This window comes from Sinomonas mesophila (assembly GCF_001999765.1).
Lineage (GTDB): Bacteria > Actinomycetota > Actinomycetes > Actinomycetales > Micrococcaceae > Sinomonas > Sinomonas mesophila.
In genome coordinates, this window is sequence record NZ_MTIC01000003.1 from 84,783 (window position 1) to 102,468 (window position 17,686).

General features: G+C 72.2%; 17 protein-coding genes. 11 read left to right on the forward strand and 6 right to left on the reverse strand.

Going from position 1 to position 17,686, the window contains the following annotated elements; genetic code table 11:
• Nucleotides 1-99 precede the first annotated feature (99 nt).
• The 4 genes from tsaB to BV907_RS11775 all read left to right on the forward strand — a co-directional run bounded on the left by tsaB (nt 100) and on the right by BV907_RS11775 (nt 3,608).
• On the forward strand, nt 100-903 hold the full coding sequence (gene tsaB, locus BV907_RS11760; protein WP_077489921.1) for a tRNA (adenosine(37)-N6)-threonylcarbamoyltransferase complex dimerization subunit type 1 TsaB: 804 nt from the start codon (nt 100-102) through the stop codon (nt 901-903).
• A gap of 50 nt (nt 904-953) precedes the next feature.
• Nucleotides 954-1,439 (forward strand): ribosomal protein S18-alanine N-acetyltransferase, encoded by a 486-nt coding sequence (gene rimI / locus BV907_RS11765; RefSeq protein ID WP_077490211.1) that lies wholly within the window; start codon nt 954-956, stop codon nt 1,437-1,439.
• Nucleotides 1,436-2,515, forward strand: coding sequence for a tRNA (adenosine(37)-N6)-threonylcarbamoyltransferase complex transferase subunit TsaD (gene tsaD / locus BV907_RS11770; RefSeq protein WP_077489922.1), 1,080 nt, complete (start codon nt 1,436-1,438; stop codon nt 2,513-2,515). Before rimI ends, tsaD begins: the two co-directional genes overlap by 4 nt.
• Before the next feature lie 184 nt (nt 2,516-2,699).
• Nucleotides 2,700-3,608 carry a hypothetical protein gene (locus BV907_RS11775; RefSeq protein ID WP_175637451.1) on the forward strand — a complete coding sequence of 303 codons (909 nt, stop codon included), beginning with the start codon at nt 2,700-2,702 and terminating at the stop codon, nt 3,606-3,608.
• Nucleotides 3,609-3,639: 31 nt separating this feature from the next.
• Here the strand turns inward: BV907_RS11775 and BV907_RS11780 are convergent, their stop codons facing one another.
• The 4 genes from BV907_RS11780 to BV907_RS11795 all read right to left on the reverse strand — a co-directional run bounded on the left by BV907_RS11780 (nt 3,640) and on the right by BV907_RS11795 (nt 7,453).
• Nucleotides 3,640-4,107: a VOC family protein gene (locus BV907_RS11780; protein ID WP_077489924.1), complete on the reverse strand. Its 468-nt coding sequence runs from the start codon at nt 4,105-4,107 to the stop codon at nt 3,640-3,642.
• A gap of 97 nt (nt 4,108-4,204) precedes the next feature.
• Nucleotides 4,205-4,414, reverse strand: a complete 210-nt coding sequence (locus BV907_RS11785) for a hypothetical protein (protein ID WP_077489925.1) — start codon at nt 4,412-4,414, stop codon at nt 4,205-4,207.
• Nucleotides 4,411-5,559: a glutamate--cysteine ligase gene (locus BV907_RS11790; protein WP_077490212.1), complete on the reverse strand. Its 1,149-nt coding sequence runs from the start codon at nt 5,557-5,559 to the stop codon at nt 4,411-4,413. Before BV907_RS11790 ends, BV907_RS11785 begins: the two co-directional genes overlap by 4 nt.
• Before the next feature lie 130 nt (nt 5,560-5,689).
• Nucleotides 5,690-7,453 carry an acyl-CoA dehydrogenase family protein gene (locus BV907_RS11795; RefSeq protein ID WP_077489926.1) on the reverse strand — a complete coding sequence of 588 codons (1,764 nt, stop codon included), beginning with the start codon at nt 7,451-7,453 and terminating at the stop codon, nt 5,690-5,692.
• Between the two features lie 84 nt (nt 7,454-7,537).
• On the opposite strand from BV907_RS11795, the gene BV907_RS11800 reads away from it, so the two are divergent.
• The 3 genes from BV907_RS11800 to BV907_RS11815 all read left to right on the forward strand — a co-directional run bounded on the left by BV907_RS11800 (nt 7,538) and on the right by BV907_RS11815 (nt 10,552).
• Nucleotides 7,538-8,650 carry a GTP-binding protein gene (locus BV907_RS11800; protein WP_077489927.1) on the forward strand — a complete coding sequence of 371 codons (1,113 nt, stop codon included), beginning with the start codon at nt 7,538-7,540 and terminating at the stop codon, nt 8,648-8,650.
• Nucleotides 8,651-8,696: 46 nt separating this feature from the next.
• Entirely contained in the window at nt 8,697-8,819 is a 123-nt protein-coding gene (gene ykgO / locus BV907_RS11805) for a type B 50S ribosomal protein L36 (protein ID WP_077489928.1), read from the forward strand.
• Nucleotides 8,820-9,721: 902 nt separating this feature from the next.
• Nucleotides 9,722-10,552 carry a shikimate 5-dehydrogenase gene (locus BV907_RS11815; RefSeq protein WP_281250863.1) on the forward strand — a complete coding sequence of 277 codons (831 nt, stop codon included), beginning with the start codon at nt 9,722-9,724 and terminating at the stop codon, nt 10,550-10,552.
• Nucleotides 10,553-10,733: 181 nt separating this feature from the next.
• Here the strand turns inward: BV907_RS11815 and BV907_RS11820 are convergent, their stop codons facing one another.
• Nucleotides 10,734-11,972, reverse strand: coding sequence for a class I SAM-dependent methyltransferase (locus BV907_RS11820; RefSeq protein WP_077489931.1), 1,239 nt, complete (start codon nt 11,970-11,972; stop codon nt 10,734-10,736).
• Nucleotides 11,973-12,003: 31 nt separating this feature from the next.
• On the opposite strand from BV907_RS11820, the gene BV907_RS11825 reads away from it, so the two are divergent.
• From BV907_RS11825 to groL, 3 genes are all read left to right on the forward strand, one after another.
• Entirely contained in the window at nt 12,004-12,372 is a 369-nt protein-coding gene (locus tag BV907_RS11825) for a hypothetical protein (protein WP_077489932.1), read from the forward strand.
• Nucleotides 12,373-12,566: 194 nt separating this feature from the next.
• Nucleotides 12,567-12,863, forward strand: coding sequence for a co-chaperone GroES (gene groES / locus BV907_RS11830; RefSeq protein WP_066499141.1), 297 nt, complete (start codon nt 12,567-12,569; stop codon nt 12,861-12,863).
• 68 nt (nt 12,864-12,931) lie between these two features.
• On the forward strand, nt 12,932-14,545 hold the full coding sequence (groL, locus tag BV907_RS11835; RefSeq protein ID WP_077489933.1) for a chaperonin GroEL: 1,614 nt from the start codon (nt 12,932-12,934) through the stop codon (nt 14,543-14,545).
• A 215-nt stretch (nt 14,546-14,760) separates the two neighbouring features.
• Here the strand turns inward: groL and BV907_RS11840 are convergent, their stop codons facing one another.
• The gene (locus BV907_RS11840) at nt 14,761-15,732 is read right to left on the reverse strand and encodes a DUF389 domain-containing protein (protein ID WP_077489934.1); all 972 of its coding nucleotides are present in this window, start codon (nt 15,730-15,732) and stop codon (nt 14,761-14,763) included.
• A gap of 199 nt (nt 15,733-15,931) precedes the next feature.
• On the opposite strand from BV907_RS11840, the gene guaB reads away from it, so the two are divergent.
• Entirely contained in the window at nt 15,932-17,455 is a 1,524-nt protein-coding gene (gene guaB / locus BV907_RS11845; protein ID WP_077489935.1) for an IMP dehydrogenase, read from the forward strand.
• Nucleotides 17,456-17,686 lie beyond the last annotated feature (231 nt).

A 17,686-nucleotide genomic window follows, 5' to 3' on the forward strand; every position in this document is an offset into this window, starting at 1 on the left:
GGACCGCGAGATGGGGTCTGGGGACGCCGAAATGGGGTCCCCGGACCGCGAGATGGGGTCCCACGGCGTACACGCCGCCCCGACGAAGGAGGAGGCTCCGTGATCATCCTCGCCATCGACACGTCCGCGATCGCGTCCGCGGCGCTCATCCGCTCCCATGAGACGACCGACGGCGACCCCGGCGCTCCCAACGATGCCGCCGTTCTCGCCTCCTTCGCGACCGAGGACACGAAGTCCCACGCAGAGGTCCTCGCCCCGGGAATCCGCGCGCTCCTCGCCGAGCAGGAGCTCGCGCCAGGCGAGATCGAGCGCATCGTCGTGGGCATCGGCCCCGGTCCGTTCACCGGCCTGCGCTCCGGCATCGCCACGGCGCGCGCCCTTGCGTTCGCGTGGGACGTCCCGCTGCACGGGGTCATGAGCCTCGACGCCCTCGCGTGGGACGTCCTCGCCGCGGGCGTCCCGGACGACGGCGCCGGCGCGCCGGGCGCCGACGGTGCGGCCCCGCCGTCGTCCGCGCCGCCGTCGTCCGTGCCGCCGGAATTCGGCGCCCCGGAATTCGGCGCGCGCGACTTCGCCATCGCGACCGACGCCCGCCGCAAGGAGCTCTACTGGGCGCGCTACGGCGCCGACGGGGTGCTCCGCGACGGCCCGCACGTCACGCCCCCTGGCGGGCTCCCCGCGGTGCCGGTCTACGGGGCCGGCGCCGGGATCTACCCCGAGCAGCTCGCCGACGCCGGGGCGACTTGCGTGCACGCCTTCGACGCGGCCCAGCCCACCGCGGCCTCGCTCGGCCTCGTCGCTGCCGCGCGCATCGCCAGGGGGCTGCCGCTCGCGGACACGACGCCCCTGTACCTGCGCGAATCCGACGCCCAGGTCCCCGGCCCGCGGAAGCGCGCCCTGTGAGCGGCGAGGCCGCGCGTGCTGGCCTGCCGGCCGGGGTCGTGCTCCGCGAGATGGCCGAGGCGGACGTGCCCGAGGTGCACGCGCTCGAGCGGCTGCTCTTCCCGGCGGATGCCTGGCCCGAGCAGATGTTCCGCGACGAGCTCGCCCAGGCCCAGACGCGCCGGTACTGGGTCGCCGAGCACCGCACTCCCTCCGGGACGAGGATCATCGCGTACGCGGGGCTCATGTGCGTGCCGCCGATCGCCGACGTGCAGACGATCGCCGTCGTGCCAGACTTCGAGGGCCGCGGGCTCGGCTCGGCGCTCCTGACCGGGCTCATCGACGAGGCGCGGCGGCGCGGCGCCGCCGACGTCCTGCTCGAGGTCCGCGCCGACAACCCGCGCGCGCAGGCGCTCTACCGGCGCTTCGGCTTCGTCCAGATCCACACGCGCCGGCGGTACTACCGCGACGGCGTCGACGCGCTCATCATGCAGCTGCCGATCGCCCCCGCGGGGGCGGCCGAGGCCGGCGACGCCGGGGAAGGGGAGACCGAATGAACCGCGAGGCACCGCTCGTCCTGGGGATCGAGTCCTCGTGCGACGAGACCGGCGTCGGCGTCGTCCGCGGCACGCGCCTGCTCGCCAACACCGTCTCCTCCTCGATGGACGAGCACGTGCGCTTCGGCGGCGTCATCCCCGAGATCGCCTCGCGCGCGCACCTCGACGCGGTCGTCCCGACCCTGCGCGAGGCCCTCGACACCGCCGGCGTGACCCTCGACGAGGTCGACGCGATCGCCGTGACCTCCGGCCCCGGGCTCGCCGGGGCGCTCATGGTCGGCGTGTGCGCCGCCAAGGCCCTCGCCGTCGCGACCGGCAAGCCGCTGTTCGCCGTCAACCACCTCGTGGCGCACGTCGGCGTCGGGCTGCTGGACGACGGCGTGTACGGCGGCGCGCTGCCGGCCGGCCTCGGGGCGCTGCTCGTCTCGGGCGGGCACACCGAGGTGCTGCGGGTGCGGAACATCGCCCGGGACGTCGAGCTGCTCGGCTCGACGATCGACGACGCGGCGGGGGAGGCCTACGACAAGGTCGCCCGGCTGCTCGGGCTCGGCTACCCGGGCGGGCCGGCGATCGACGGGATCGCGCGCGAGGGCGACGCACACGCCGTGCGCTTCCCGCGTGGGCTCACGCAGCCCAAGTACATGGGCACGGCCGAGGACCCGGGCCCGCACCGCTACGACTGGTCCTTCTCGGGGCTCAAGACGGCGGTGGCCCGGTGCGTCGAGCAGTTCGAGGCCGCGGGGCAGCCCGTCCCGGTCGCGGACATCGCGGCGTCGTTCCAGGAGGCCGTCGTGGACGTCATCACGTCCAAGGCCATCCTGGCCTGCCGCGAGCAGGGCATCCGGAACCTGCTCCTCGGCGGGGGCGTCGCGGCCAACTCGAGGCTGCGGGAGGTCACGGCCGCACGCTGCGAGTCCGCGGGGATCTCCCTGGCCGTGCCGCAGTTCTCGCTCTGCACCGACAACGGGGCGATGGTCGCGGCCCTCGCGGCGCGGGTCATCATGGACGGCGGGGAGCCGAGCGACCTGGGCTTCGCGCCCGAGTCGTCGCTGCCCGTGACGTCGGTGACGGCGTAGGGGGCCGCCGGGCCAGCGCGTCAGAAACTGCACAAGTCAGCACCATTTAGCCGCCGCGGCGGCGGTCGGGCGCGCTGAGTTGTGCAGTTTCTGACGTCCCGCCTCGGAATCTGGCCCCGACGGGGTTATCCACAGGTGGCGCCATGACGCCCATTCCACGGGGGAGCCCGGGCAGCATGGGAATGTGGACCACGTCGTTGAATTCCTTGCCGCGGTCGGTGGAAGTGCCCGGACGGGACAGCTCCTGCGTCACGTCTCCGCCCGGCACCTAGCAATGGCCGTCCGATCCGGTGCCGTCCTCAGGGCGGGCCAGGGCATGTACGCGCTGAGCGCCTTGGGGGAGGCGGAGCGGCTCGCCCTGACGGGGAGGGCCGTCCTCTTCGGCAGGTCCGCCGCCTTGGCCCACGGGCTCGGGGTCCTGCACCGGCCCGAGAGCGTCGAGCTGGCCGTCCCGCGAGGGCGCCGCACCAGGAAGGTCCCAGGCACCGTGGTCGCGACGCGACTCCTGCCTGCAGCTGACCTCGTCGCCAACGGCGCAGTACAGGCGACGTCGGTGGCACGCACGGTGCTGGACTGCGCCGCCGCGCTGCCATTCGCGGAGGGGCTGGCCATCGCTGACTCGGCCCTGCGGCTCGGGAAGGTCAGCCCGGACCAGCTTGTCGAGGCGGCGGGCCGGTGGGTGGGACGGAACCGCAGGGCCCAGCAGAGGGTCCTGCAGGCGATGGACGGGCGTGCATCAAACGCCTTCGAGTCAGGGCTCCGGGCCGCGTGCCTCGAGGCTGGGGTCGTCATGGAGCCGCAGGTCTGGATCCCCACGGCTCGGGGCGACTACCGCGTCGACCTGGCCAAGCAGTGGGTACTCGTCGCCGAGGCGGACAGCTTCGAATGGCACGGCGGGCGCGATGCCCTGCACCGGGACTGCACGAGGTACAACGAGCTCGTTCGTGCGGGCTGCACCGTGCTCAGGTTCAGCTGGGAGCACGTCATGTTCGAGCGGGCCTGGATCGGCGAGGTGGTCTCGGACGTCGAGAGGCGTCTGAAACTGCACAACTCGGAGCGGGAACGGGGCGAAGGCCTGCGCCCAGCCGCATGAGTTGTGCAGTTTCTGACAGCCAGAGTAGTCCCTAGGCGTTCTCGAGCTCCGCGATCACGATCTTCTTCTGCCCCATCATGATCTGGACCTGTTCGGGCCGCTTGGTCAGCTCGCCCATATTCGCGGGGATGATCTGCCAGCTGACCCCAAACCGGTCCTTGCACCAGCCGCACTGCTCGGAGTCGGGGACGTGCGAGAGCTTCGACCAGTAGTCGTCGATCTCGTCCTGGTCCGCGCACGAGACGACGAACGAGATCGACTCGTTGAAGGTGAACAGCGGCCCGCCATCGAGGCAGACGAAGTCCACGCCGTTGAGCGTGAACTGCCCGTTGATCACCTTGCCCGACATGCCCTTGAAGTGCTCGTCGAGGGACTCGTCCGGATACTCGTCGATCCGGTTGATCCGGGAATTCGGGAAGACGTTGACGTAGTACTCCATCGCCTCGCGGGCCTGGCTGTCGAACCACAGGCACGGCTGGATGGGTGAGAGCTCTGCCATGGCGGCCACCCTACGCCCGCGGTCCACCGCAGTCGAGGGACCAGTCAAACGTTCGGGATGTGGCCCCTCAACGGTGGGGAGGTGGCCACTCAGTCGCTCAGCCCGAACGGCGGCGGCGCCACTCGAGGACGCCCTCGACGACGGCGTAGACCGCCGCGGCCACGGCGACCGACAGTGCCGCCGTCGGATGCGCGGTCAGCGCGAGGACGAGCGCTGCGAGGGCGAGGACGACCATGATCCGCAGCGGCGAGCGCCGGCGCGCCGGGCCGGAAGCCCCGCGCCCCGGCCCCCGCCCGGAGGCCGTCACCCGACGTGGCCCTCGCGCATGAGCTTGGCCTCCTCGAGGACGACGGCGCGCAGGTCGCCTCCGTGGGTCTCCGCGACGCGGCGCTGCCGCTGGTACCCGGCCCCGCGGCGGATGATGCCCTCGACGTCGCGCAGCTCCGTCGCGCAGCCGAGGTCCCGCGCGACCGGCTCGAGCCGGCCGAGCGTCTCGGCGAGGTGCTCGGTCACGAGCTGCTCGTTGCCCGCGGCGTCGGTGATGATGATCGCGTCGAGCCCGTACCGGGCCGCGCGCCACTTGTTCTCCTGCACGTGCCACGGCGGCATGGTCGGGATCGTCCCGCCGGCGTCGAGGGTCCGCGAGGCCTCCTCGACGAGGCACTGCGTGAGGGCCGCGATGGCGCCGATCTCCTCGAGGGTCGAGAGCCCGTCGCACACGCGCATCTCGATCGTCCCGAGCCGCGGCACGGGCCGGATGTCCCAGCGGATCTCGCTGATGACGTCGATGACCCCGGTCGTGAGCATGTCCTGCACGTAGGCCTCGAACCCGGCCCAGTCGGGGAACTGGAACGGCAGCCCGGCCGTGGGCAGCTGCTGGAACATGAGCGCGCGCTGCGACGCGTAGCCGGTGTCCTCCCCGCTCCAGAACGGGCTCGACGCCGAGAGCGCCTGAAAGTGCGGGAAGTAGTTCACGAGGGCGTCGAGGACAGGCATCGCCTTGTCCCGCCGGTCCAGGCCCACGTGCACGTGCACGCCGTAGATCACCATCTGCCGGCCCCACCACTGCGTGCGGTCGATGAGCTTCGCGTACCGCTCCTTGTCCGTGACCGGCTGGAGCCGGGGCGGGCTGAACGGGTGGCTCCCGGCGGAGAAGAGCTCGACGCCGAGCCGGTCCGTGACGCCGCGGACCGCGGCGAGCGACTCGGCGAGGTCCGCCTTCGCGTTCCCGACGGTGTGGTGCACGCCCGTGACGATCTCGACCGTGTTGAGCAGCAGCTCCTGGTGGATGCGCGGGCAGGACTCCTCGAACAGGTCGGCGCGCTCGGACTGGAGCCGCGAGAGGACCTGCGGGGCCACGGAGACGAGCTCGCCACCGTGCTTGTCGACGAGCGCCATTTCCCACTCGAGCCCGATGGTGGACTGCTCGGACTGGGCGAAGTCGATCTTCAGGTGTCCACCCCCTGGGAAGCCGGCGTCAGTGCCGCCGGCGCTGGTCGTTCGGTCCCCCCAGTCTAGGACAGCGGCCGACACCGACCCTTCCATCCACCGCTCGCGCGGGCGCCCGGCGTCGTCCGCTGCGTCACACCCGCTCGAGGATCTCGTCGGTCCGTGCCGAGTCGGGAAGGCACCCGTAGCCGAGGCTCCGGCCCGGCGCGAGCCGGGCGGCGATGAAGGACTCCGCGACGGACGACGGCGCGTGCCCGACCAGGAGCGTCGCCTCCAGCGCCAGCGCGAGGGACTCCGCGAGGGAGCGGGCCCACGCCTGGGCTTCGTCCGGCTCGCGGACGGCGTCCGCCATGAGCGCGAGCGCCCGCTCGAGGTGCGCGTCGAGGACGGGGTCGGAGCCCCGGTGCTCCTCGAGCTCGACGGCAAGCACGTCGGCGGAGTCGGGCTCTCGGGCCAGGGCGCGCAGGACGTCGAGGGCGACGACGTTCCCCGTGCCCTCCCAGATCGCCATGACCGGCTGCTCGCGGTAGCGCAGCGCGAGCGGGAAGTCCTCGGTGTAGCCGTTGCCGCCCAGGCATTCGAGCGCCTCCGCCGCGTGCCCCGGACCGCGCTGGCACACCCAGAACTTGGCCGCGGGGACCGCGATCCGCGCGAACGCGCGCTCCCGGTCGGCGTCGACCCCCGGCCGGGGGGCCGGACCGTTGTCCACGGAGGCGGCCTCGCCGCCGCCCGCCCCGCCGGGGGCGGCGCGGTCCTCCGCCGGCGACCACACGGCGTCGTCCGCCGCCGCCAGCCGCATCCCGAGCGCGGTCGCGGCCTCGGACTCGAGCGCGAGGTCCGCGAGGACCGCCGCCATGAGCGGCTGGTCCGCCAGCAGGCGTCCGAACGCCCGGCGGTGCTGCGCGTGCCACAGCGCCTCGGCGACGCACTGCCGCATCCCGGCCGCGGTGCCCAGGACGCAGTCCAGCCGGGTCTCCTGGACCATGCCGAGGATGGTGCGCAGGCCCCGACCGGGATCGCCGATGCGCCAGCCGAACGTGTCCTCGAACTCGACCTCGGCCGAGGCGTTCGCGCGGTTGCCGAGCTTGGACTTGAGCCGCACGAGCCGGAAGGTGTTCCGCCCGCCGCTCTCGAGCACGCGCGGGACGAGGAAGCACGAGGGCCCCTCGGGCTCCTGCGCGATGACGAGGAAGGCGTCGCTCATGGGCGCGGAGCAGAACCACTTGTGGCCGGTCAGGAACGCGATGCCGCCGCCGGCATCGTGCGCCACGGTCGTGTTGGCGCTCACGTCCGAGCCGCCCTGCCGCTCGGTCATGGCCATGCCCATGAGCGCGCCGGGCTTCTGCCCGGCCGGGGCGAGGCCCGGGCTGTAGCCGGTGCCGAACAGGCGGGGCAGCCAGACCCGCGCCACGTCAGGCTCGGCGAGGAGCGCCGGGACGGCCGCGTGGGTCATCGACACGGGGCAGGTGTGCCCCGGCTCGCCCTGGGCGAAGAGCATGAACGCCGCCGCGCGGGCCACGTGCCCGCCGGGCCGCGGGTCGGCCCACGACGACGTGTGCGCGCCGCTCGCGACGGCGGTCGCGAGCACGTGGTGGTACGCGGGGTGGTACTCGACCTCGTCGGCGCGCTCGCCGTAGCGGTCGAGGACGTGCAGCTCGGGCGCGTGCTCGTTCGCGAGCCGGGCGTACTCGGCGAACTCGTGCGAGCCGACGAGCCGGCCGATCGCCGTGAGGACGCCAGCGGCCCAGCCGGCGCCGTGCCGCTCGACGGCCTCCACGAGGGCCGCATTGGAGGTGAATTCGTTGATCCCCCCGCGGGGCGGGGCCTGATTGCGACCCAGCGGCTCGGGATGCCGATCCGCGTCCACTGGCAGGCTGCGCTCGCTCGCGGCGGTCATGCATATATTGCACACCCGTGATGGCACGGGGGCCAGAGGGCGGCGATTCGCTTCTGAGAACAATTCTCATTAGACTCACTGGCCATGCATGTCTCCCTCCTGAGCTCCCTCGATCCGCAGTGCCGTGGGACCGCCGCGGCCCGTCTCGCAGCCACCCACCCCGGCTCGATCGTGCTCCAGCACGACCTGCTCGACGGCGGCGTCGTGCTCCGGCAGACCTACGACGGCGGGCGGCTCGCCGAGCGCGCCCACGCCACGCTCGAGCACGGATGCCTCACCTGCACGGTGCGCCTCGACGTCGTCCCCGCGATCGAGCGGCACCTCGAGGCCGGGACGCCGCACGTCGTCGCCGCCCTGCCCGCCGGCGTGAGCGTGGGCATGGTGCTCGCGGCCCTCGGCGAGGCCTTCGGGCTCGATCCGCAGGGCCACGGGATCCACGCGCCGCTGCGCATCGACACCGCAGCGCTCGCCGTGGACCCGTCGGCGCTCGAGGACTCGATCTGGGAGCGCGGGACGCTCTTCGAGTCCTCCCTGACGTCCTCGCCCGGCGACGACCGCACCCCCGGCGAGTTCCTCGTCGGCGAGCTCGCCGCCGCGGACACGGCCTTCGCCGTGCCCGGGCTGGCCGCGAGCCTGCTCGCGACCGGGGCGGAGTCCACTCCCGCGTGGGCCCGCGGCACCGAGCTGCTGTCCGAGCTCGCGCCGCACGCCGCCGTCGTCCGCCCCGACGACGACTACCGCCCCGGCTGCTTCGACGGCCCCGAGGCCGCCGCCCGGTCGCGGCGCGGCGAGGTCCGGGTGCCCGCCGCGGGCCTGTCCGGGCGGTTCGGCACGCTCCACCATCGTCTCGAGCGTCCCCTGCACCCCGCCCGGCTGCGGGAGGCGCTGCCCGAGCTCGCCGCCGGGAGCCACTGGCTGCGCGGGCGGCTGTGGGTGGCCTCGGCGCCTGGGCAGCGGATCGCGATCTCCGGCGTGGGGCCTCGCGTCTGGTTCGAGTCCACCGGGCCGTGGCCGGACGCGCCCGAGGTGCCCGGCGCGCCGCGGCGCTGCACCGAGGTCGCCGTCACGGCCGACGCAGAGGACCTCGACGCCGACGGCTTCCGCGGGCTGCTCGACGGCTGCCAGCTCACCCCGGCCGAGATCGCCGCCGGCCCCGGCGCCCTCGCGGCCGACCCGTTCGGCTTCGCCGACTCCTGACCCCTCACCCCAGGGGAAGTGACCCCTCAACCAGGAAGGAACCACCATGAAGGTCCGCAACTCACTGCGCGCGCTCAAGAAGATCCCGGGGGCGCAGATCGTGCGCCGCCGCGGGAAGACGTTCGTGATCAACAAGAAGAACCCGCGGTTCAAGGCCCGCCAAGGGTAGGAGGCTGCTGAACAAGGGGCTCGATGCGGCGGGCGGAACGCCACCAATGGCCGACTAGCGGCGTGTTCTAGCCAGCACCCGTGGGTGCGGCACCGGGGTCGTTCCGCCCGCTTGGTTTGAATGTGCCCCCGAGTGCGGTGCGTTTTCCAGTGGTGGGTCAGGCCGAAGCTCCGGGCGGCCACGACAAACCTCCTCGTCATCGCCCCGCCCCCCTGCCGAGAGGCTGCGTTCACCCTGGATTCACCCCCAGCCGCTACGATCCGACCAGGTCTCGACGGCGCACGGAAGAGGAGAGCAGTGGGCGCTCCTGAGCACCCGCACAGGCGGGTCCCCCAGATCGAGGAAATGCTCGCCCTGGCGCTGGCCGACAACATCGGCTCAAGCATGAGCCTAGGGATGTTCGCCCACTATATGCGCGCTGGTTCGCATCCGGCCGGTTCCATGGCACGGGCAGACGTACTCCATCGCCTCCGCACCGCCCTCACCGAGGGCCTCATGGTCGCAGGTACCGTCGGCTACACCGAGCACCGTCCTTGGGGCTTGGGCCCTGAAGCTGCCCTCCACTCCATCGCCGCGGCCTGGCCCCAACACGTCCCCGCCGAATACATGAATCTGCGGGACATCTGCTGGCTGGCCAACACCTTACGGGGAGACGAAGTCGGCAGGGCATTTGCCCGTGCAGCCGCACTCTGCCCCAGTACGGTACAGGGAGCAGCAGCACCCTGAACCGAAATGCTCCACCCCGACACCACGGGCGCCGGCTCACCCACCGGCCTCGTGCTGGGGGCTGTGTGTCAACCCGATGGGAGATTAGCGAGGAGGCGAGGCGTTCAGCACGGACGCAGACTAGCGTGCCGCCGTCATGGGTAGGGCAGGGGCCGGCGCGGCACTAGCCTTGTGCCGTGCCGATCCTGAACAAAGACATGACCCTGTGCATCTCGCTCTCGGCCCGGCCGAGCAACAACGGGACGCGCTTCCACAACTTCCTCTACGAGGCGCTCGGCCTCAATTGGATCTACAAGGCCTTCGCGCCGACTGACCTCGCCCAGGCGATTGCGGGCGTGCGCGGCCTCGGCATCCGCGGCTGCGCCATCTCCATGCCGTACAAGGAGGAGGTCATCGCTCTCGTCGACAGAATGGACGCCTCGGCCGCCGCGATCGACTCGGTCAACACGATCGTCAACGACGCCGGGATCCTGACCGCGTACAACACCGACTACACGGCGATCGCACAGCTTCTGCAGCGGAATGAGGTAGACCCGGCCTCGTCGGTGCTCCTGCGCGGTTCCGGCGGGATGGCCAAGGCGACCGCCGCGGCGTTCCGGGACGCCGGCTTCGGAGAAGTGACGATCGTGGCCCGCAGCGAGGCCGCCGGGCGGGCGCTCGCGGATCTCTACGGGTTCACCTGGCAGCCGACCATCGAGGCGGCGCTCGCAGAGGACCCGACCGACGTCGTCGTCAACGTCACCCCGATCGGCATGGCCGGCGGCGCCGAGGCGGAGGCGCTGTCCTTCCCGCAGGAGGTGATCGACGCGGCATCGATCGTGTTCGACGTCGTGGCCGTCCCCGCCGAGACCCCGCTCATCCGCGCGGGCCGGGCTGCCGGCAAGACCGTCATCACCGGGGCCGAGGTCATGACCATCCAGGCGCTCGAGCAGTTCGTCCTGTACACGGGCCTCACCCCGACGCCGGAGCAGGTCGCGGCGGCCGAGGAGTTCATGCGCGCCCAGTAGCCCTCCGGCCCGGGGTCACCTCCCAAGGTTGAGGGGTCACGTCTCAAGGTTGCGAGGTCACGTCTCAAGCTTGCGGGGTCACAATGACCCCGCAACGCTGGGAGCTGACCCCGCAACGCTGGGAGGTGACCCCGCAACGCTGGGAGGTGACCCCGCAACCCAGCCCTCGGGGGAGGGGTGGTCAGGCGGGCTCGGCGACGACGGGCTCGACGACGGCGGCCACCCGGTGCTCTCCGATCCGGGTCAGCACGAGGGTCGCCTTGCCGGTCGCGCCCTTCTTCTGCCCGGCCAGGAGCACCTTGCGCAGCTCGTCGGGCGTCACGGCGGTGCCGCGCTTCTTGATCTCGAGCACGCCGATGCCCTGTTCGCGCACCCACGCGCGCAGGGCCTTGACGTGGTAGGGGCGCACCTCGAGGACCCGGTACGCCCGCGCGAACGGCGTCTCGACGAGCCCGGGCGCGCACACGTACGCGATCTGCGGGTCGAGGAGGTGCCCGCCGATCCGCTCGGCGAACTCCGCCACGAGCCCCGCCCGGATGACCGCGCCGTCCGGCTCGTACAGGTACCCCTCGAACGGCCCGATGTGCGGCTGCGCGCCGCCGCCGAACTCTGTCTCGGCCACGAGCTCCGCCGCGCCGCCGTGACCGAGCACGAGGGCCGCCCGGCGCACGGTCGGGCGGCGCAGGGCGTTGAAGTAGAGCGCGACCTCGGCCACGTCGCCGTCGACCGAGACCCACTGGGCCTCGCACCCGTCCGGGACGGACTCGTGCGGCAGCCCCGGCCCGAGCTTGACCCCGAGGGGCAGCCCCCGCGCCGCGAGCGACTCGACGAAGGACAGCGGCGGCGAGAACGCCTCCGGGTCCCAGATCCTGCGCGTCCCCGAGCTCGAGGTCTCCCGCCGCGCCGGGTCGAGCCACACGCCGTCGACTTCCTCGAGCGGCACCGTCTCGGCGTCGGCGTGCACGACGCGGGCCTCCGGGAAGGGCATGAGGTTCATGGTCGCGCACGCCGCCGTCGCCTCGTCGCGCTCGACGGCGGTGACCTCCAGCTCGAGCGAGGCCATCGCGAGGGCGTCCGCGCCGAGCCCGCAGCCGAGGTCGGCGACGTGCCGCACCCCGGCGTCGACGAAGCGGCGCGCGTGCCGCGCGGCGACGGAGAGCCGCGTGGCCTGCTCGAGCCCTGCCCGCGTGAACAGCATCTGCGACGCGAACTCGCCGAACTTCACCGCGGCCCGCGCGCGGAGCCGGGCCTGGCTCAGGACGGCGGCGACGAGCTCGGGGGAGTGGCCCTCCTTGCGCAGCCGCGAGCCGAGCGCGAGGGCGTCCTCCTCGCGGTAGGGGCCGAGCGAGTTGAGCAGGGCCCATCCCTCCGGCGTCAGGAGGGGGGCGAGCTGGTCCTGGGCATTCTCGTCATGGGCCATGCATCCAGCGTAGTTGGATAGGGTTGAGCGCATGGAGACGACCCCGACTGTCCCCCAGCCCGCCCACCGCCCGGGGGGCTTCGCCCATCTCGCGCGCCCCGCCCTCGTCGTGGGCCTCGTCATCGTGGTCATCTCCGGGCTCCTGCTCGCCGTCGTCCTGGGCCTCGACGCCTTCACCGCGACCGTGTACTCAGTCGGGGGCAAAAGCATCAGTGACCCGACCCCCGAGGCTGCGGCGCTCCGCGACCAGTACGCGGGGGCGAAGGTCGCCGCGATCGTCGGGCTCGTGCTCGGCGGGGTCGCCCTCGTCGGCGCGGCCGTCGCGATGTACGCGACGCGCGGCCAGGACGCGGAGGACGACGGCGGCGGCCTGAGCTTCGACGAGCTCGCGGGGGAGTAGGGCTGGGCGGCGGCTCCGACGTCGCCCGACCGCCTTGGCACTCGCCTTGACCGAGTGCCAACCCGCTCACTAGAGTCGCAGTAGCACTCGGCAGCGTCGAGTGCTAACCATGTCAGGCACGCTCCCGGCACCCGCGACGACGGTTGCTTGCCCGGCTCCCCACCCGTGAACCCGTTCATGTAAAGGAGAGATCCGTGTCGGTCTCCATCAAGCCCCTCGAGGATCGCATCGTCGTCAAGCCGCTCGAGGCCGAGCAGACCACGGCTTCCGGTCTTGTCATCCCTGACACCGCCAAGGAGAAGCCGCAGGAGGGCGAGGTCGTCGCTGTCGGCCCCGGCCGCGTCGACGACAACGGCAACCGCGTCCCGGTCGACGTCACGGTCGGCGACGTCGTCCTCTACTCCAAGTACGGCGGCACCGAGGTCAAGACCGGCGGCGCCGAGTACCTCGTGCTCTCCGCCCGCGACGTCCTCGCGATCGTCGTCAAGTAGCGCCGTGTGCGACACCCCGGCCGCCGAGCGCGGCCGGGGTGTTGCGCGTTGCACAGAAGGAGAAGCGAATGGCTAAGCAGCTCGCATTCAACGACGACGCCCGCAAGGCCCTCGAGGCCGGCGTCGACAAGCTCGCCAACACTGTCAAGGTCACGCTCGGCCCCCGCGGCCGCAACGTCGTCCTCGACAAGAAGTGGGGCGCGCCCACCATCACGAACGACGGCGTCACGATCGCCCGCGAGGTCGAGCTCGAGGACCCGTACGAGAACCTCGGCGCCCAGCTCGCCAAGGAGGTCGCGACCAAGACCAACGACGTCGCCGGCGACGGCACGACGACGGCGACCGTCCTCGCCCAGGCCCTGGTCAAGGAGGGCCTGCGCAACGTGGCCGCCGGCGCCGCCCCGGGCGAGATCAAGCGGGGCATCGAGGCGGCCGTCGAGGCCGTCGTCGCCCGCCTCGCCGAGAACGCGAGCGAGGTCTCGGGACGCCAGGTGGCCAACGTGGCCGCCATCTCGGCCCAGTCCGAGGAGATCGGCGACCTGCTCGCCGAGGCCTTCGACAAGGTCGGCCAGGACGGCGTCATCACGATCGAGGAGTCCTCGACCACCCAGACCGAGCTCGTGCTCACCGAGGGCATGCAGTTCGACAAGGGCTACCTGTCGCCGTACTTCGTCACCGACGCGGAGCGCCAGGAGGCCGTCCTCGAGGACGCGCTCATCCTCATCAACCAGGGCAAGATCTCCTCGCTGCAGGAGTTCCTCCCGGTGCTCGAGAAGGCCCTGTCCGCCTCGAAGCCGCTCTTCATCATCGCCGAGGACATCGACGGCGAGGCCCTCTCGACGCTCATCGTCAACAAGATCCGCGGCACGCTCAACGTCGTGGCCGTCAAGGCCCCGGGCTTCGGCGACCGCCGCAAGGCCATGCTGCAGGACATCGCGACCCTCACCGGCGCGCAGGTCGTCTCCCCGGAGGTCGGCCTGAGCCTGGACCAGGTCGGGCTCGAGCAGCTCGGCACGGCCCGCCGGATCACGGTCACGAAGGACACGACGACGCTCGTCGACGGCGCCGGCTCGGCCGACGACGTCGCGGGCCGCGTCGCGCAGCTCCGCGCCGAGCTGGCCCGCACGGACTCCGACTGGGACCGCGAGAAGCTCCAGGAGCGCCTCGCGAAGCTCGCCGGCGGCATCGGCGTCATCAAGGTCGGCGCCGCGACCGAGGTCGAGCTCAAGGAGAAGAAGCACCGCATCGAGGACGCCGTGTCCTCGACCCGCGCGGCCCTCGAGGAGGGCATCGTGGCGGGCGGCGGCTCCGCCCTCGCCCACGCGGTCCGCGTGCTCGACGAGGACGAGAAGGTCAAGGCCCTCACGGGCGACGCCGTCGCCGGCGTCAGCATCGTGCGCCGCGCCCTCGTCCAGCCGCTGCGCTGGATCGCCCAGAACGCAGGCTTCGACGGCTACGTCGTCGCCGCCCGCGTGGCCGATGCCGAGGTCAACCACGGCTTCAACGCCAAGTCCGGCGAGTACGAGGACCTCATCGCGGCCGGCGTCATCGACCCGGTCAAGGTGACCCGCTCGGCGCTGCTCAACGCGGCCTCGATCGCGGCCCTCGTCCTGACCACGGAGACGCTCGTGGCGGACAAGCCGGCCGAGGACGCCGACGCGCACGCGGGCCACAGCCACTAGGCTCTCGCACAGCACCCCGGCGGCGGGTCCCCTTCCACGCGGAAGGGGGCCCGCCGCCGTCGTCCGCCCCCTTTCGTTTCGGGTACGCATCTCGAGGCGCCTCCGGCCTTTCGGGTGCAGATCTCGACGCCCCTTCCGCATTCCGGGTGCGCGCGACGGCGGCAGGCGGGCGCGATTCCCAGGGCATGCGGGACGGCGCCCACGGACGACGGCGGCTAGGCACGACGGCGCGCGTCGCGGCGGGCGAGCCGCAGCGCCGTCGTGCGCGGCAGCTTGGGGCTCACGGCCCCATAGACGAGCAGGACCACGACGGCCGCGACGACGATCCCGAGGAGGTTTAGCCCGAGCTGCGCGGCGGAGAGTGCGGCCTTCTCGACCTCGCCGAGCACGAGCGCCACCGCGACGAACCCCGCCGAGGGGACGGTCGTGACCGAGATGACCACGCCCACGAGCACCGAGGACTTGCGGCTGATGAGGGAGAGCATGCCCACGGTGCCGGCGATGGCGGCCACGATGAGCGAGTACGGCCCCGGGTGGTAGATGAACTCGACCGCGGAGTTCGAGGTGCGGACCTGTTCCGGGTCGTAGAGGCCGAGCGGGACGGAGACGGCCGCCGCCGCGGCCACGGTGAGCATCGCGAGCGGGAACCCGAGGCCGAGAGCGAGCGCGGCCTGCCGCGCGAGCCTCCACTTGCGCTCGACGACGGCGACGGCCAGGGCCGCGAGCGGGCCGAACTCGGGCCCGACGACCATGGCGCCGACGATCGCGATCGTCGAGTTGGTCACGATCCCGATCCCGGCCAGGTGCGTGGCGGCGACAAGGAAGACGATGTAGCTCAGCGTCAGCCGCGAGTCCTCGCCCGTGCGCTGGGACACCTCGTCCCAGATCACGGCGTCGGCGCCCTCGCCCGGCGCGGCCGCGTCGGCGTCGTCCGCCGCCGAGGAGAGCACGAGCTCGGGGCTGCCCGCCGTGATGGAGCCGAGCTCGGGGACCTTCAGCGCCTCGAGCTCCTCGAGCAGGCGGTCGGCGGCCTCGCGGGCCACTTGGACCTCGACGACGTCGCCCGGCGGGTGCACGGAGGCGCCGCGCGCGACGGCGACCTCCGCCGTGCCGACGTGCCCGCGGCACGCCGCGACGACGGTGTCGGTGAGCTCTCCTGGGACGCGCACGCGCAGGGTGACGATCACACGCTGAGCCTCTCATGGACGGCCATCCGGGGGCGGCGCGGCGTGGCTTTCCTCACGTGGCCGCCGCGAGGAATACGCTCGCCCCCGCCAAAAGTTACGATAGAAACCACCGCAGCAGACCAGACCCGTAAGCACTGGCTGGTCATCAGCGCAACCGCCTCACCTCTGCCGACCCCCGGCACACGGCCAAGGAGCACTCATGACCACGCCCCAGCCCCCCGCACCCGAGCATGACCCGTTCGGCTTCCTGGGCCTGACCTACGACGACGTCCTCCTCCTCCCCGGCCCCACGGACGTCATCCCGTCCGAGGCCGACACCTCGACGCGCCTCTCGCGCTGCATCCGCCTCGGCATGCCGATCCTCTCCGCGGCCATGGACACCGTGACCGAGGCGCGCATGGCCATCAGCCTCGCCCGCCAGGGCGGCATCGGCATCCTGCACCGCAACCTCTCGATCCAGGACCAGGCCGACCAGGTCGACCAGGTCAAGCGCAGCGAGTCGGGCATGATCACCAAGCCCGTCACGGTCGGCCCGGACGCGACGCTCCAGGAGCTCGACGACCTGTGCGCCCACTACCGCGTCTCGGGCCTGCCCGTCGTGGACGGCAACCGCAAGCTCCTGGGCATCATCACGAACCGCGACATCCGCTTCGTCCCGGGCGAGCAGTTCGCCACCCGCAAGGTCCACGAGGTCATGACGCCCATGCCGCTCGTGACGGCGAAGGTCGGCGTGGGCCGGGATGAGGTCATCGGCCTCCTCGGCAAGCACCGCATCGAGAAGCTCCCCCTCGTCGACGACGACGGCATCCTCCAGGGCCTCATCACGGTCAAGGACTTCGAGAAGGCGGACCAGTACCCGAACGCGACGAAGGACGACGCCGGGCGGCTCCGCGTCGGCGCGGCCGTCGGCTTCTTCGGCGACGGCTTCGAGCGCGCCATGACGATGGTCGAGGCCGGCGTCGACGTCCTCGTCGTCGACACCGCCAACGGGCACAGCCAGGGCGTGCTCGACATGATCGCCCGGCTCAAGAGGGATCCGGCCGCGGCGCACGTGGACGTCATCGGCGGCCAGGCCGCGACCCGCGAGGGCGCCCAGGCGATCATCGACGCCGGCGCGGACGCGATCAAGGTCGGCGTCGGCCCGGGCTCGATCTGCACGACCCGCGTCGTCGCCGGCGTCGGCGTCCCGCAGATCACCGCCATCTACGAGTCCTCCAAGGCCGCCATCCCGGCGGGCGTGCCGATCATCGCCGACGGCGGCCTCCAGCACTCGGGCGACATCGGCAAGGCGATCGTGGCCGGCGCCGACTCCGTCATGCTCGGCTCGCTCCTCGCCGGCACGGCCGAGGCCCCGGGCGATCTCGTGTTCATGAACGGCAAGCAGTTCAAGTCCTACCGCGGCATGGGCTCCCTCGGGGCGATGCAGACGCGCGGGAAGAACACCTCGTACTCGAAGGACCGCTACTTCCAGGCGGACGTGCCCTCCGACGAGAAGCTCGTTCCGGAGGGCATCGAGGGCCAGGTCCCGTACCGCGGCCCGCTCTCCGCGGTGGCGCACCAGCTCGTGGGCGGCCTGCGCCAGACCATGTTCTACGTCGGCGCGCACACCATCGACGAGCTCAAGGCCAAGGGCCGGTTCGTCCGGATCACCGCCGCGGGCCTCAAGGAGAGCCACCCGCACGACATCATGATCACCGCCGAGGCGCCGAACTACCGCCGGTAGTCGGTACTCCTCCCCACACCGATCGGGGGTCACCTCCCAAGGTTGCGGGGTCACCTTCCAAGGTTGCGGGGTCACGTCTCAGGGATGCGGGGTCACGTCTCAGGGACGCGGGGTCATTGTTAGGACAATGACCCCGCAACGCAGGGAGGTGACCCTGCAACGCAGGGAGGTGACCCTGCAACGCAGGGAGGTGACCCCCCATCGCAGGGAGGTGACCCCGCAACGCAGGGC